Genomic DNA, 14,252 nt, shown 5'->3' on the forward strand with positions numbered 1-14,252 from the left:
ACAAAAACAAGAAACCCCAAACCCCCCCAAAAAAAACCTCCCCACACCCACCCCCAACCGCCCGCCTACCGCCTGCGCCGCATATGCCGATACACGGTGTTGCGAGCAAGCCCCAACTCGCGAGCGGCTGCCGAAACATTGCCACGATGCCGTGTGAGTGCGTCCTCAACGAGTGCCGCCTGCCAGTCCGCGATGCGGCCAGGGCGGCCGGCGCTCGCCGCTTGAGCGACGCTCTCACAGTCCTCCAGCAGATCCTCGGGCAGATGCTCCAGGTCGATGGCGGCTTCGCCTTCGGCCAGGATCGCCGAGGTGCGCAGCACATTGGCCAGTTGGCGCAGATTGCCCGGCCAGCGGCAACGCGCAAACACCTCGCGCACAGCGGGCGCAAGACGCGCCGGCGCCTCGCGCACTTCGCGCCGCACGGCGCCCAGCATGCTTTCCACGAGCGCATCGAGATCGCTGCGTTCGGCAAGCGGCGGCAGCGTGACGACGAGCCCGTTGATGCGGTAGTAAAGATCTTCGCGGAAGGTGCCCTCGGCGATCATCGCGCGCAAATCGCGATGCGTTGCGCAGACGATGCGCAGGTCCACCGGCACCGCCCGGTTTGCGCCGAGCGGTACGACCATGCGCTCCTGAAGCACGCGCATGAGGCGCACCTGCTGCGCGAGCGGCATGTCGCCGATTTCGTCGAGAAAGAGCGTGCCGCCATGAGCCTGGGCAATCTTGCCCGGGTTGCCGCGCCGCCGCGCGCCCGTGAATGCGCCGTCCTCGTAGCCGAAGAGTTCGGCTTCGATCAGCGTGTCGGGCAGCGCCGCACAGTTGAGCGCGACGAAGGGCGCATCGCGGCGCGGCGAGTCCTCATGCAATGCCCGCGCGAGCCATTCCTTGCCGGTGCCCGTGCGGCCCAGCACCAGCACGGGAATATCGCGGCCCCGCACGCGCGCCACGCGCTGCAGGACGGCGTGCATGCGCGCGTCGCCGGTATCGAGTTCGGCGAGCGTGGGGCGCGGTACGGCAGGTGTCCTTTCTTCCGCTGCGCCCGGGCGTGGCGGCGTGCGCCTGGCGGAGGCCGGTGCAGCGGGCGCCCCCGGCGATTCCCGCAGGGTCAGCGCGGTGCCCGGCGCACCGCGCGCGAGCACGCGCACGCCGCTCGGCAACGTGAGCGTGAGCAGGTCGCCCGGCGCGCGCATCAACTGCTGCATGAAGACGGGGAAGTCGATGCCGAAGAGCGACGCGAAGTCGCGCTGGCGCAGGTCCGCGAGCGGCGCGCCGAACTGGAACAGCGCGCTGCGGTTCGCGCATAGCAGGGTGCCGTCGGGCGAGAACGCGGCCAATCCTTCGTACAACGTACCAATGAATTCGGCGCGGGCGTGGAACTGCAGGCGCACCGCCTCGGCGAAATCGCTGTTGAAGAGCTGGTTTTCGATCATCTGCGCCGACATGCGCACGAGCGCCAGCGTGTGCTTGTGAAAGCCGCGCGAGTCGCCGCTCACGTCGAGTGCGCCGAGCGTGCGGCCGTAGGGATCGGCAATGGGCGCGCACGAGCAGGTGAGGATGTGGTTCGCGCGCAGGAAATGCTCGTCGGCGTGGACCGTGGTGGGCTGGCCCGCGACCAGCGCCGTGCCGATCGCATTGGTGCCGCGATGCCGTTCCGACCACGAGACGCCCGGGCGCAACGCGACGCGCCGCGCCTTCTCGACGAAGTCCGTGTCGCCGAGGCTGTGCAGGATCACGCCGTTGCGGTCGGTGAGCAGCACCATGCTCTGCGTATCGACGATTTGCGCGTGCAGCGCGTCCATGACCGGGCGCGCCTGGTGATAGAGCGTGTGATTCGTGTCGATGAGATCGCGCAATTCCCCCGCGCGCAGGGACTCGAATTCGGGCGCCTCGGCGGCGCGCAGGCCTGTCGCGCGCGAGCGCGCATGCGCCTGCGCGATTGCGTCCGCGTGGGCCGCGTCGTGCGGCGTGACGGGGCGTCGGGTCACTCGTGTCTCCAGTTGTTCTGGGCGGCCGCGATGCGCGGCGCTGCGGTGCAACATCGCGCCGCGTGCGGCGCGAACGCCATCTCATGGTACAGGATAAGCGCGCTCGCCAGAGCCGCCCTCCGGCGCGCGCCGCGGCGGGGGTATTTTCGGCTTGCCTTTGTCCACGCGAGTGCCAGGATTCAAGCATGGGCGCGTAATGCGTGCGCTCCGGCTCCGTCTTGCGGAGACCATCATGGTGCAAAGCGAATTGAGGATCGTCGTGGCGACGCTCGCCACGTTCGTCGCGCTGTTCGGCGTGACGCTCGTGATCCACGGACTCCTTTTCGACCTGGACAAGCTCGTCCTGTACGGCGTCGCTACGATAGCCGGCGGCATTGTCGCGTTCGTGGTGATGCTGACGCTGCACCCGAAGGACGTGGAAGCGCACCGGCATCGGCAAACGTAAAGTGCGGGTCCGGGGGCGGTCGAACATGGCCACGCAAGGGGCCAGGACACATATTTTCCCCAGTGCGGCAACGTGGGACTTGCGGCTCGGCTGAAGTCGTCTAAAGTGAATCCAGTCAACCGCCGCAAACGTATTGCACCAGCCATTGAAGACGGCGGCTGATGAGTTTCTCCGCGTGCGCCTGGGAGGGGCATCTGTAGCGCGGGCCCGTTCACCCTCAACCGAAGGCCATTCCCATGCAGATCATTTTTCCGAATGAAGTCCCCGAGTATTCGGGGCCTGAGCTGACCCTGGCATTTCCGGCAATGGTCGATGGGGAGAGGGTGGAGTGCACGATCACCGCCGCGGCGCTGGAGGACCACTTCGGAGCGGCTTCGCCGCGCGCCGAAGACATGCTCGACGCCTTCGATCATCATCGCGACCGCATCGAGGCGGTTGCACGCCGGCTGCTATCGGAGACGCGGGCGCAATGCCTCGTGCTGCGCAGCGGCTACGTCCGTTTCGTGCAGGCGCACGGTTCGGCATCCTGAAGGCGGCGCCCGCCGGCGTGGCGGGCGCTTCACCTCGCGCATTCCCCGTCTTTTTGCTTTCTTGCCCACGCGGGCAGCTAGTCGCCTGCGTCTTCGCCAGCATTGTCCCTGCTGCCGGGCTACCTGCCCGGCGTTGCGTTTTTGCGCTCAGATCATGCGCCGCAGCGTGTTGTCGCGCAGCACGAGATGGTGCGCGATGGCCGCGAACGCATGCAGGCCGATCACCCAGTAGAACGCATTGCCGATCAGCACGTGCGCGTCGCGGATCGCCTTGCGCGCGATGGGATCGGGGCCGGCCAGCGTGATCTGCAGGTCGAGTCCGGCCAGCGTGACCGGGTGGCCCCCTGTGTTGATCATCAGGATGCCCAACAGCGGCTGCACGAAGATGAAGAGATAGAGCGCGAGGTGCACGAGCCGCGAGAGAAAGGCGAGCAGGCGGTTCGCGTCGATATCGGCCGGCGCGCCGTGCCAGAGGCGCCACAGCAGGCGCAGCACGGCGAGCGTGAGCACGAGCGTGCCCGCCCAGAAGTGCACGTTGCTCCAGAACACGCGGCTGTCCGAGCCCTTCGGGCCGCGGACTTCGATCGCCAGATACGCGAGCGCGACGAGCACGAAGATGGCCCAGTGAAAGAAGATGGCGGGCCGGGAATAGCGGTCGGCGGCGGCGGGGAAGGTGGCCACAGGGCACTCCTGGTGTCGGGGAACGTATCGGCGTAGGGGGCGTTTCTCCCTATGATAAGGAGGTCCCGGTGCGGCGTGCAGTTGGCTGGCCTGCGGGTTTGACGTGGAGGGGGGGAAAGACCGCGGTTCGTCGCGAAGACGTCCCCCTCCGGAAACGAATCGGGCGGCCCTCTTGGCCGCCCGATGTCCAACCGGCTACTGCATACTTGCCGTGCTCACTCGCCGCCGAGGTAGAAGAAGCGGAACAGGAACACCGCGGCGATGATCCAGACGATCGCTTTCACCTGGCGCGCGCGGCCCGTCAGGAGCTTCAGGCCCGCGTACGAGATGAAGCCGAAGGCCACGCCGTTCGCGATCGAATACGTGAACGGCATGGTGAGCGCCGTGAGCGCGGCCGGCACGGCTTCGGTGGCGTCTTCCCAGTCGAGCCCGGCGATCTCGCGCATCATCAGGCACGAGACGTAGAGCAGCGCGGGCGCGGTCGCGTAGCCGGGCACCACGCCCGCGAGCGGCGCGACGAAGAGGCACGCGAGGAACAGCACGGCCACGGTGAGCGCCGTGAGGCCGGTGCGGCCGCCTGCCTGCACGCCCGAGGCGCTTTCGATGTAGGCCGTGGTCGAAGACGTGCCGAGCACCGAGCCCGCGAGAATCGCGGTGCTGTCCGCGAGCAGCGCGCGGTTCAGGCGGTGCATCTTGCCGTGCACGAGCAGGCCCGCGCGGTTCGCGACGCCCATCAGCGTGCCGGTGGCGTCGAACAGTTCGACGAGGAAGAACACCAGGATCACGTTCAGCACGCCCGTGGAAAGCGCGCCCTTGATGTCGAGTTGCGCGAAGGTCGGCGCAATCGAGGGCGGGGCGGAGAAGATGCCGTGGAACTGGTTGCCGCCGAAGAAGAACGAGAGGATCGTCACGCCCACGATGCCGATCAGGATCGCGCCGCGCACCTTCAGCACGTCGAGCGTGACGATGGCGAAGAAGCCGATGATGGCGAGGATCGCGTGCGGGTCGCCCAGGTTGCCGAGCGTGACGAGCGTGGCCGGGTTGCCCGTGATGATGCCCGCGGTCTTGAGCGAGATGATGGCGAGAAAGAGCCCGATGCCGGCCGTGATGGCCACCCGGATCGAATGCGGAATGCCGTTGATGATCGCCTCGCGCACGCGCAGCAGCGTGACGACGAAGAACAGGCACCCGGAGATGAACACGGCGCCGAGCGCCGCCTGCCACGTGAAGCCCATGCCCTTGACGACCGCGTAGGCGAAATAGGCGTTCAGTCCCATGCCCGGCGCGAGCGCGATCGGGTAGTTCGCATAGAGGCCCATGATGGCCGAGGCGAGCGCCGAAACGAGGCAGGTGGCCACGAACACCGATTCCTTCGGCATGCCGGCATCGCCGAGAATGGCCGGGTTCACGAAGATGATGTAGGCCATCGTGAGGAAGGTGGTGAAACCGGCTAGCAGTTCGGTGCGCAGGTTGGTGCCTGCTTCTTCGAAACCGAAATAGCGTTTGATGGCGTCCATGTGGATCGGCCCCCTGAGTGTCGAGCGGATTGCGTTATTGTGAAGAGCGGCGGCGGTTGCCTGCGGTCGGGTGGACAGCACCGCTACGGGCGGGATTGTAAACAAGCTTGTCCGCAAAGTGCCGAATTGCCGCAGCGGGCGTGGAGCGGGTGCAACAGGGCAGGGCTGCGGGCAGGGGGGCTGTATCGGCGGGGGCGGGCGCACAAAGCTCACGCGCCGCCTCGCGGGAGGAGGCAGATCGATGCGCCCGCAAAGGTGCGTGCGCGGGTGCGTGCGGGTGCGACGCGGGCGGTGTTGCGCGGCGTCAGGTCAGCGCCCGATGCGGATGATGCGGGTTACTGCGGCGGGGCGTGCTACTGCGTGAGTCCCGTCGCGCCCATGCGGGCCGCGCGGCGCTGCGCCACGATGGCGCCTGCGCGCTGTGCGTTCTCGGGATAGTCGACCCAGTCCAGCGGATCGTAGCCTGCCGCGAGCCATTCGACGAGATCGGCGCGGACTTCGGCGCGGGTTTTCGGGGCGGAGGGATCGTAGCTCTGCGCGAGGGCGGATGCCGACGCGAGCGAGCACCCGGCCACGAGCAGGCCGAGCGTGATGCGCGAGGGGGAGAACATGGCGATGCCTTTCGTACTAGGGATTACCCTGATCAGTATAGGCCGTATCTCAATAAACGGAAGGGGAAAGTCCGGGGGTTCCTGGCGCGTCTCCGCGCACGCTTGCGGATTCATCTCGCTTCTACTCCGCTTTTATCCCGCTGTGCGCCGCCTCCCGCTGGCGGGCCAGCCGGTAGTCGGCAGGACGCATGCCGGTCCACTTGCGGAACGCGCGGTGAAATGCGCTCGGTTCGGCGAAGCCCACGGCCGCCGCGACGTCCGCCACCGTGCGCGCCGGGTCTGCCAGTGCGGCGATCGCCAGGTCGCGGCGCAACGCGTCCTTGATCGACTGGCAACTGTGGCCCTCCTGCTTGAGCCGCCGCCGCAGCGTGGCGGGCGCCACGTTCAGGCGGCGGGCGAGCGCGTCGGCGTCGGGCCACGCGGTTGCCGGCAGCGCGCGCAGCGTGCGCCGCACGCGCGCCGCGAACGAGCCGGGATTGCGGTACTTCACGACGAAGCTGCCCGGCGCGTTGCGCAGGAACGTGCGAGCCGAGGCAGGCGTCTGGATCACCGGCAGGTCGAGAAAACCGGGCGCGAGGTCCACGTAAGACGCCGCCTGGCCGAAGGCCATGTCGTCGCAGAACATCAGCCGGTATTCCTCCACGGCGGCGGGCGCCGGGCAGCGAAAGCGCGCCGCGAGAAGCGGAATGCGCCGCCCCACCAGCCAGCACACGAGCCCGTACACGAGGATGAACCAGGTCGCGTAGGCGAACATCGTCGGCACCGGCGTGCCCATGCGGTGCACGAAGACAATGCGTGCGCGCGCCGCGTCGATCTCCACGTGGCCGGCCAGATCGTCCAGCACGAGGCGTATGAAGCCGGCCGCGCGCTGCAGCGCGTGGCGCCCCGTGCGCGCGGTGAGTGCCGTGTGCGTCATCGCGACGAAGCTGCCGCTCTTCATGGCGTGCGAGTCCTGGCCGAAGAATTCGTCGTCGAGCGCGCGGGCGATGCCGGACCACAGCGCGCCGTATTGCGCTGCACTCACGCGGGCGCGCGGCGAGGCCAGGGCGGCCGTCGCGATGCCCGCCGCTTCGGCGAGCGGCGCGGTATCGAGCCCGCGCAAGCGCGCCAGCGCGAGCGTCTCGGTCACGAGACTCATGGCGATGGTGCCTTTTTCGCTCAGCCGGATGGGTTTGTCGTGTTGCAAGAGAGGTGCTCCAGAAGGCGTTGCCAGAGCCGATATGGTAAATCCGATCAGAGAATTTGATCGTGGCGGACATGGAAGGCGGTCGCCCGGGTCCCTACACTTTTCACAAGCCTTGCGGCCGGCGCCGTGGGGCGCGACAGTGGAGGGCGCGATGTGCCGCGCGCGTCGCGGTTCTTCGTGACGCGGCGCAGCACGGCGGCCCGTGTTGCCGCGATGGGCAGGGAACCGGCGTCGGCCTCGATGCGGCCGCGCCGGGCGAGAGACAGGAAGGGGACACAGATGGACGAGTTTTACACCGAGGATCAGCGCATGATCCGCGACGCCGCGCGCGATTTCGCCACCGAGCGTCTTGCGCCGAACGCGGCGCAATGGGACCGCGACAGCAAGCTGCCCGACGAAATCGTGACGCAGTTGGGCGAGCTCGGCTTTCTCGGCATGATCGTGCCGCAGGAACTGGGCGGCTCCTATACCGATTACGTCGCCTACGCGCTCGCGATGGAGGAGATCGCCGCAGGCTGCGCATCGTGCGCGACGCTCGTGAGCGTCCACAATTCGGTGGGCTGCGGCCCGATCCTGCAATACGGCAACGAGGCCCAGAAAGACCGCTATCTGCGCAAGCTCGCCGCGGGCGAGCTGATCGGCGCGTTCTGCCTGACCGAGCCGCAGGCGGGTTCCGAGGCGAACAATCTGCGCACGCGCGCCGAACTGCGCGACGGCCAGTGGGTGCTCAACGGCAACAAGCAGTTCGTGACCAACGGTTCGCGCGCGGACGTGGCGATCGTGTTTGCCGTGACCGACCCCGATGCCGGCAAGCGCGGCATTTCCGCTTTCGTCGTCCCCACCGACACGCCGGGGTTCAACGTCGGGCCGCCCGAGAAGAAAATGGGCATCCGCGCCTCCGACACTTGCCCGATTGCGCTCGAAAACTGCGCGATTCCCGAGGCGAACCTGCTCGGCCAGCGCGGCGAGGGACTGAGGATCGCGCTCTCGAATCTGGAGGGCGGACGCATCGGCATTGCGGCGCAGGCGCTTGGCATCGCGCGCGCGGCGTTCGATGCGGCGCGAACCTATGCGCACGAGCGCGTGCAGTTCGGCGAGCCGCTCATCCGCCATCAGAGCGTGGCCAACATGCTCGCCGACATGCATACGCGCATCAACGCGGCCCGTCATCTCGTGCATCACGCGGCCAGGCTGCGCTCGCTCGGCAAGCCGTGTCTTTCGGAAGCCTCGCAGGCCAAGCTCTATGCCTCGGAAATGGCCGAGGAAGTCTGTTCGCATGCGATCCAGATTCATGGCGGTTACGGCTTCCTCAATGACTATCCTGTGGAGCGGCACTATCGCGATGCACGCATTACGCAGATTTACGAAGGCACCAGCGAAGTGCAGCGCATGGTGATCGCGCGGCAGCTTTGAGTGGTTAGCATGGCGAAATAAAAGCGTTGTACCTGGTTGTGCCGATAGAGCGCCGCGGAGAGGCGCCTCAAATGGAGACGACGATGACCGGTTATTCCCCTTCCGCACAGGCCTTCCTCGCGGCCCGCGACCTGCTGTTGCGCCATCGCACCGATTACGCGGGTGCGTATGCCGGGTTCGCATGGCCGAAGCTCGACACGTTCAACTGGGCGCTCGACTACTTCGACGTGATGGCGCGCGGCAACGACAACCCGGCCCTGTGGATCGTGGACGACCCGGCAGGCGGCGGCCAGCGCCTTTCGTTTGCGCAGATGTCCGAGCGTTCGTCGCGCATGGCGAACTTCCTGCGCGAGCAGGGTGTGGCGCGCGGCGACCGCCTGCTGCTGATGCTGCCCAACCGCGTCGAACTCTGGGACGTGATGCTCGCGGCCATGAAGCTCGGCGCGATCGTGCTGCCGGCCACCACGCAGCTTTCGCCCGACGACGTGCGCGAGCGCGTGGAGACGGGCGGCGTGCGCTGCGTGGTGGTGGACGGCGCGGAACTGGCCAAGTTCGATGCACTCGACGCGAGCGTGAAGCGCATCGCCGTGGGCGCGCAACGCGACGGCTGGATCGATCTCGCGCGCGCCTGCGAGGCGAGCGCCGCGTTCGAGCCGGATGCGCCCACGCGCGCGAGCGACCCGATGCTGCTCTACTTCACCTCGGGCACCACCTCGAAGCCGAAGCTCGTCGAGCATACGCACGAGAGCTACCCGGTCGGCCATCTTTCGACGATGTACTGGATCGGCCTGCAACCCGGCGACGTGCACTGGAACATCAGTTCGCCGGGCTGGGCCAAGCATGCGTGGAGCTGTTTCTTCGCGCCGTGGAACGCGCAGGCTTGCGTGTTCGTGTACAACTACGCGCGCTTCGTGCCCAGGGACACGCTCAACGCGCTCGTGCAATGCGGCGTGACCACGCTGTGCGCGCCGCCCACGGTGTGGCGCATGCTCGTGCAGGAGCCGCTTGCCTCGTATCCGGTGAAGCTGCGCGAGATCGTCGGTGCGGGCGAGCCGCTCAATCCGGAGATCATCGAGCGCGTGCGCCATGCGTGGGATATCACGATCCGCGATGGCTACGGTCAGACCGAAACCACCTGCCAGATCGGCAATTCGCCGGGCCAGCCCGTGGTGGCCGGCGCGATGGGCCGGCCGCTGCCGGGCTACCGCGTGGAACTCGTCGATGCCGACGACCAGCCCGCGTCCGAAGGCGAAATCGCGCTGCCGCTGGCACACCGTCCGCTCGGTCTGATGACGGGCTACGCCAACAACGCGAAGGCCACCGAATACGCGATGCGCAACGGCTACTACCACACGTCCGACGTCGCCATGCGCCGCGACGATGGCTACTACGTGTACGTGGGCCGCGCGGACGACGTGTTCAAGTCGTCCGACTACCGGCTGAGCCCGTTCGAACTGGAGAGCGTGCTGATCGAGCACGAGGCGATTGCCGAGGCTGCCGTGGTGCCGAGCCCCGACGAATTGCGCCTCTCGGTGCCGAAGGCGTTCGTGATCGTGCGCCAGGGCTACGAGGCCGGCCCCGAACTGGCGCGCGAAGTGTTCCGCTTTTCGCGCGACAAGCTCGCACCGTACAAACGCATTCGGCGCCTGCAGTTCAGCGACCTGCCGAAGACGATTTCCGGCAAGATCCGCCGTGTCGAGCTGCGCCGCCGCGAAATGGAGCGCACCGCCGACATGGCGCGCATGCCCGACGAGTACTGGGAAGAGGACTTCCCCGAGCTGCGCTGAAAATTGACAGGGAGAACGAAGTAATGAATGCAACACCGGCTGCCGTAGCGGCGCCTCTCGAAGCCGACGCCGACGTGCTGTTTCGCGTGGTCAATCGCGTCGCGATCGTCACGCTGAACCGGCCCGCGGCGCTCAATGCACTTTCGCATGGCATGGTGCGCACGCTCGCGGCGCTGCTCGAGCGCATCCGCACCGACGACGCGATCGTTGCCCTGGTGCTCGACGGAGCGGGCCCGAAGGGCTTCTGCGCGGGCGGCGACGTGCGCGCGATCTACCAGTCGGCGCAGCGCGGCGAGATGCTGGGCGACACGGGCTGGCGGCAGTTCTTCGTCGACGAATACGAACTCGACTACGCGCTGCATACGTTCCCCAAGCCGCTCGTGGCACTGCTCGACGGCGTGACGATGGGAGGCGGCATGGGGCTCGGCCAGGCGGCCACGCTGCGGGTGGCCACCTCGCGCACGAAGATCGCCATGCCGGAAACGCGCATCGGCCTTTTGCCCGACGTGGGCGCCACGCATTTTCTTTCGGTGATGCCGCTGGAAACGGAGCTTTACGTGGGCCTGACCGGCGCGACGCTAACGGGCGCGGATGCGCTCTATTGCGGACTTGCCGATCTCTGCGTGCCGGGCGAATGGCTCGACGGCTTCGAGGCGCGTCTCGTGCAGGCATCGATGGCAGGCGACGTGCGCGCCGCGCTGCGCCGTGTCTTCGACGCGCCGGGACATGACGGCGAGGCACAGGCCGGCGCGCTGGCGCAGAACGCGCCGCTGATCGCCCGCTACTTCGACGGCCGCAAGACCGTGCAGCAGATCGTCCATGCGCTGCAAGCGGATCTGGCCGGCGCAGCGGATGCGCCGGAGGCACAGCAGGCCTGGCGCCGCGCGACGCTCGATGCGCTCACGCACTATTCGCCCACCATGCTCGAAGTCACGCGCGAAGCGCTGCTGCGCGGCCGGCAGATGACGCTTGCCGATTGCTTCCGCATGGAACTCGGCATCGTGACGCGGGCAATCGGTGAGGGCGACTTCTGCGAGGGCGTGCGCGCGCATCTCGTGGACAAGGACCGCACGCCGCGCTGGGCGCCGGCTACGCTGGCCGAAGTGGCGCCTGAGCGCGTGCAGCACTTCCTCGCCTCGCCGTGGGCCGCCGACGCGCATCCGCTGGCGGCGCTCGGCGCCTGATCGCGGGTTCGCTGCCCAATCCAATCCAATCCATTCGGTTCGATTCGATTCACGGCGGCGCGCGCCGCCCGGCGTTCAGGCCCGCGGCGCGCTGCTCTCGGTCACGGCCGAGGGCGTAGCCTGCACTTCGAACGGCTCGCCCGTCGCGAAGAAGGTGCCGCCCGCCACGTAGTGGCAGGTGCGCAATTCCGGCGCGGCGTCGAAGTGCCAGCGGTTGTTCGAGTACACCCGGCTATCCGCATAGGCGGCCACGACTTCGGCCAGAATCAGGTCGTAGCGCTGGCTTTCGTCGGGTATCACCTTGCACTCCAGCCACGCCGTGCACGCGGCGAGCATCGGCACGTCGATTTTCCGGGCGCGGAAGGTTTCCAGCCTGAAGGCGGCGAACTTGTCGAGCTCGACGCCGTTGCTCGTGCCCACCGCGAGCGTTTGCTGCGCGAACGCCACGCCCGGCAACTGCAGGCCGAACACGCCGCTTTCTTCCACGAGCTTGCGCGTGAGCGTCTGGCCGTCGATCACCACGACGACCTTCGGCGGAGCGAAATCGAGCGGCATGGCCCACGAGGCGGACATCACGTTCGCGCGGTCGCCGTGCTGGCTCGTGATGATCGTGACGGGGCCGTGATTGAGCAGGCGCGTGCAGCGTGCGAGATCGACGTCGGTGCGGAAATGGTCGGGGGTCATGCGAGGGTCCTTGTGATCGGCATAGGCGCGACATAAGCGCGACATAAGTGCGTGGCGCGCAGGCGCCATGATACGCAGCGGCCGCGCCCGCCGTCACCCGCTAGTCGAGCGTTTCGCGCGTCGCCGGGGCGGCCCTGTCGTTCGCCCGGGTTGCCGATGCTTCGCCCCGCGGCTTCGGCGGACGTTGCGCGTGCGCCATGAGCCGCAGCGTGGCGACCGATCCGGCCACGGCAAGCAGCATGGGAATGGCGAGGTCGTAGTTGACGTGCGTGAATTCGAGCATCAGCACGACGGCCGTGACCGGCATCTGCATCGACGCCGCGAGAAACGCCGCCGCGCCGACTATCGCAAACGCGCCCGGCTCTAGGCCGGCCCAGACGTGGTTCGCAAGCCCGGCGATCACGACGGCGAAGAGCGCGCCGATGGCGATGCCCGGTGTGAGCAGACCGCCTTTGACGCCCGCGCGCAGGCTCGTGGTGGTGGTGAGCAGCTTCAGCACGAGCAGCGCGGCGGCAAGGCCGATGCCGAGATCGTCGTTGAAGCTCAGGCCCGCCGGGCCCTTGCCGTTGCCGGGCAGTTGCGGAAACCAGATTGCCAGCAGGCCGATGCCGGTGAAGTTCGCGAGCGAGTAGAGCGGCAAGCGCCAGTCTTTGGGCGAGGCGTCGCGCGCGCGTCCCGTCATGCGGCTGAAGCCGTGTGCCGCGGCGCCGAAGAACGGCCCGCACAGCACCGAAAAGACGACGAGTTGCGCGTTGATCGTATAGAACGGCACGTGGTATTGCCGTTCGTCGCCGAGCCCGATCCACGCGACCACGGCCGCGATGGCCGAGGTCGTGAGCGCGGGAATCGCCGCCGACCAGCCGAAGGTGCCGAGCAGCACTTCCAGCACGAACACCGCGCCGCCCAGCGGCACGTTATAGACGGCCGAGAGGCCCGCCCCGGCGCCGCACGCGATCATCACGCGGCGCTCGGCCGCGGTGAGCCCCGTGGCCTTCGAAATCCAGGTGGCGAAGGCCGCACCGATCTCGCGCGGCGCGACCTCGCGCCCGAGCGGCGAACCGAGCGCCACGGTGACGATCTGCAGGAGCGCATGCACGGTCGTGGCGAAGAGCGGCATGCGTGCGCCGCCGGGCTTGATCGCGGCGCTGATGCTCACGAGCGGCCTGCCATAGCGATAGAGCGCCCACCAGCCGAAGCCGCCCACGAAGCCGCACACCACGAGCACGGCCACGCGCCGCGCGGGCGCGGTGCCGGTGACGCCCTGCAGGAAACTCTCGCTGCTGATGACGTGCGCCTGGCTGTAGCCATAGGCGATGTGCTGGATTTCGTGCAGCAGCATGGCGAGCAACATGCCGCCGAGTCCCGCGCCGATGCCCGTGAGCACGGTGACCACGGCGAGCGTGGCAAGCGGGCTGCGCGGGGGCGGTCGGCTGGCTGCGGAGCGGGGCGTGGACATGGCGATGAATCCGGTGGGCGGGGGCGCATTTTATTGTAGCGAGCGCGTGGGCGCGCGCGCTCATGGCGGCCCGTCCGCCGGAAAACACACACGCCCGCGCGGCGTGGTGCCGGGCGGGCGTGCGGGGCAGCGGGCGAGCGCTTATCGGGCGTCGGTCAGCGGCGCCCGATGCCGCGGACGCGGGGCCTGCGCCTCGCCCGGGGCATTACAGATAGCTGCAAACGTAGTCGAGCGTCTCGATCACGTCGATGTCGAAGCGGCTCTTGCCGGGCACCGGGAAGGTCTCGCCCGCGCCGTAGGTCTGCCATTCGCTGCTGCCTTCCAGGCGGATGCGGCACTTGCCGGCCTGCACTTCCATGAGTTCGGGTGCATCGGTGCCGAAGTTGAGCGTGCCCGGCAGGATCACGCCGAGCGTCTTGCGGCTGCCGTCGGCGAACAGCACGGTGTGCGAGACGCACTTGCCGTCGAAATACACGTTGGCGCGTTTGACAACGGAAACCTGGTCGAATTGCGTTGCGGCCGTCATGGCGGTCTTCCTCTGGATCATCGTGATGGGAGCGTCTGTCGCCCGGTTGGCGCCGCGCCGGCGCGCGAGCCTGGCGGGCGCGCCGCCGGCGCGAGCCCGCCATGATACCGGCGTTGAGCCCGGCCGGGTGCGCCACGGCGGGGCAGCGGCGCAAGACAGGCGGGAGATGAGCTCCCCCGGCAGCCACGCAGGCACCGCACAACGAACGAGGGGCGCACGCGGCGCCCCTCTCGTCATGCGGCCGGCT

13 protein-coding genes are annotated in these 14,252 nt (G+C 68.1%); 5 read left to right on the top strand and 8 right to left on the bottom strand.

Annotation, left to right across the window (positions count from 1 at the left end):
• Positions 1-65: 65 nt before the first annotated feature.
• Positions 66-1,985, bottom strand: coding sequence for a sigma-54-dependent Fis family transcriptional regulator (locus tag BFE01S_RS26840; protein WP_028228160.1), 1,920 nt, complete (start codon positions 1,983-1,985; stop codon positions 66-68).
• A gap of 232 nt (positions 1,986-2,217) precedes the next feature.
• On the opposite strand from BFE01S_RS26840, the gene BFE01S_RS26845 reads away from it, so the two are divergent.
• Both BFE01S_RS26845 and BFE01S_RS26850 read left to right on the top strand, forming a co-directional pair.
• Positions 2,218-2,430, top strand: a complete 213-nt coding sequence (locus BFE01S_RS26845; protein WP_028228161.1) for a DUF2964 family protein — start codon at positions 2,218-2,220, stop codon at positions 2,428-2,430.
• Between the two features lie 236 nt (positions 2,431-2,666).
• On the top strand, positions 2,667-2,960 hold the full coding sequence (locus BFE01S_RS26850) for a DUF1488 family protein (protein ID WP_028228162.1): 294 nt from the start codon (positions 2,667-2,669) through the stop codon (positions 2,958-2,960).
• 147 nt (positions 2,961-3,107) lie between these two features.
• Here BFE01S_RS26850 and BFE01S_RS26855 read toward each other — a convergent pair whose 3' ends face one another.
• The 4 genes from BFE01S_RS26855 to BFE01S_RS26870 form a co-directional block, all read right to left on the bottom strand.
• Positions 3,108-3,641 (bottom strand): cytochrome b, encoded by a 534-nt coding sequence (locus BFE01S_RS26855; protein ID WP_028228163.1) that lies wholly within the window; start codon positions 3,639-3,641, stop codon positions 3,108-3,110.
• Between the two features lie 215 nt (positions 3,642-3,856).
• On the bottom strand, positions 3,857-5,158 hold the full coding sequence (locus tag BFE01S_RS26860; RefSeq protein ID WP_028228164.1) for an NCS2 family permease: 1,302 nt from the start codon (positions 5,156-5,158) through the stop codon (positions 3,857-3,859).
• Positions 5,159-5,511: 353 nt separating this feature from the next.
• Positions 5,512-5,769 (bottom strand): DUF4148 domain-containing protein, encoded by a 258-nt coding sequence (locus BFE01S_RS26865; RefSeq protein WP_028228165.1) that lies wholly within the window; start codon positions 5,767-5,769, stop codon positions 5,512-5,514.
• A 121-nt stretch (positions 5,770-5,890) separates the two neighbouring features.
• On the bottom strand, positions 5,891-6,907 hold the full coding sequence (locus BFE01S_RS26870; protein ID WP_042338722.1) for an AraC family transcriptional regulator: 1,017 nt from the start codon (positions 6,905-6,907) through the stop codon (positions 5,891-5,893).
• A gap of 327 nt (positions 6,908-7,234) precedes the next feature.
• On the opposite strand from BFE01S_RS26870, the gene BFE01S_RS40310 reads away from it, so the two are divergent.
• The 3 genes from BFE01S_RS40310 (at position 7,235) to BFE01S_RS26890 (ending at position 11,339) form a co-directional block, all read left to right on the top strand.
• Entirely contained in the window at positions 7,235-8,368 is a 1,134-nt protein-coding gene (locus BFE01S_RS40310; RefSeq protein WP_042338680.1) for an acyl-CoA dehydrogenase, read from the top strand.
• Positions 8,369-8,451: 83 nt separating this feature from the next.
• Positions 8,452-10,155, top strand: a complete 1,704-nt coding sequence (locus tag BFE01S_RS26885; protein WP_028228167.1) for an AMP-binding protein — start codon at positions 8,452-8,454, stop codon at positions 10,153-10,155.
• Positions 10,156-10,178: 23 nt separating this feature from the next.
• Positions 10,179-11,339: an enoyl-CoA hydratase/isomerase family protein gene (locus tag BFE01S_RS26890; protein ID WP_028228168.1), complete on the top strand. Its 1,161-nt coding sequence runs from the start codon at positions 10,179-10,181 to the stop codon at positions 11,337-11,339.
• 75 nt (positions 11,340-11,414) lie between these two features.
• On the opposite strand, the gene BFE01S_RS40315 is transcribed toward BFE01S_RS26890, so the two are convergent.
• The 3 genes from BFE01S_RS40315 to ppnP form a co-directional block, all read right to left on the bottom strand.
• Entirely contained in the window at positions 11,415-12,023 is a 609-nt protein-coding gene (locus BFE01S_RS40315; RefSeq protein ID WP_042338681.1) for a flavin reductase family protein, read from the bottom strand.
• A 100-nt stretch (positions 12,024-12,123) separates the two neighbouring features.
• Positions 12,124-13,479: a chloride channel protein gene (locus BFE01S_RS40320; RefSeq protein ID WP_084170183.1), complete on the bottom strand. Its 1,356-nt coding sequence runs from the start codon at positions 13,477-13,479 to the stop codon at positions 12,124-12,126.
• Between the two features lie 205 nt (positions 13,480-13,684).
• Positions 13,685-14,005 carry a pyrimidine/purine nucleoside phosphorylase gene (ppnP, locus tag BFE01S_RS26905; RefSeq protein WP_028228169.1) on the bottom strand — a complete coding sequence of 107 codons (321 nt, stop codon included), beginning with the start codon at positions 14,003-14,005 and terminating at the stop codon, positions 13,685-13,687.
• Positions 14,006-14,252 lie beyond the last annotated feature (247 nt).

The organism is Paraburkholderia ferrariae NBRC 106233 (genome assembly GCF_000685035.1).
GTDB classification, from domain to species: domain Bacteria; phylum Pseudomonadota; class Gammaproteobacteria; order Burkholderiales; family Burkholderiaceae; genus Paraburkholderia; species Paraburkholderia ferrariae.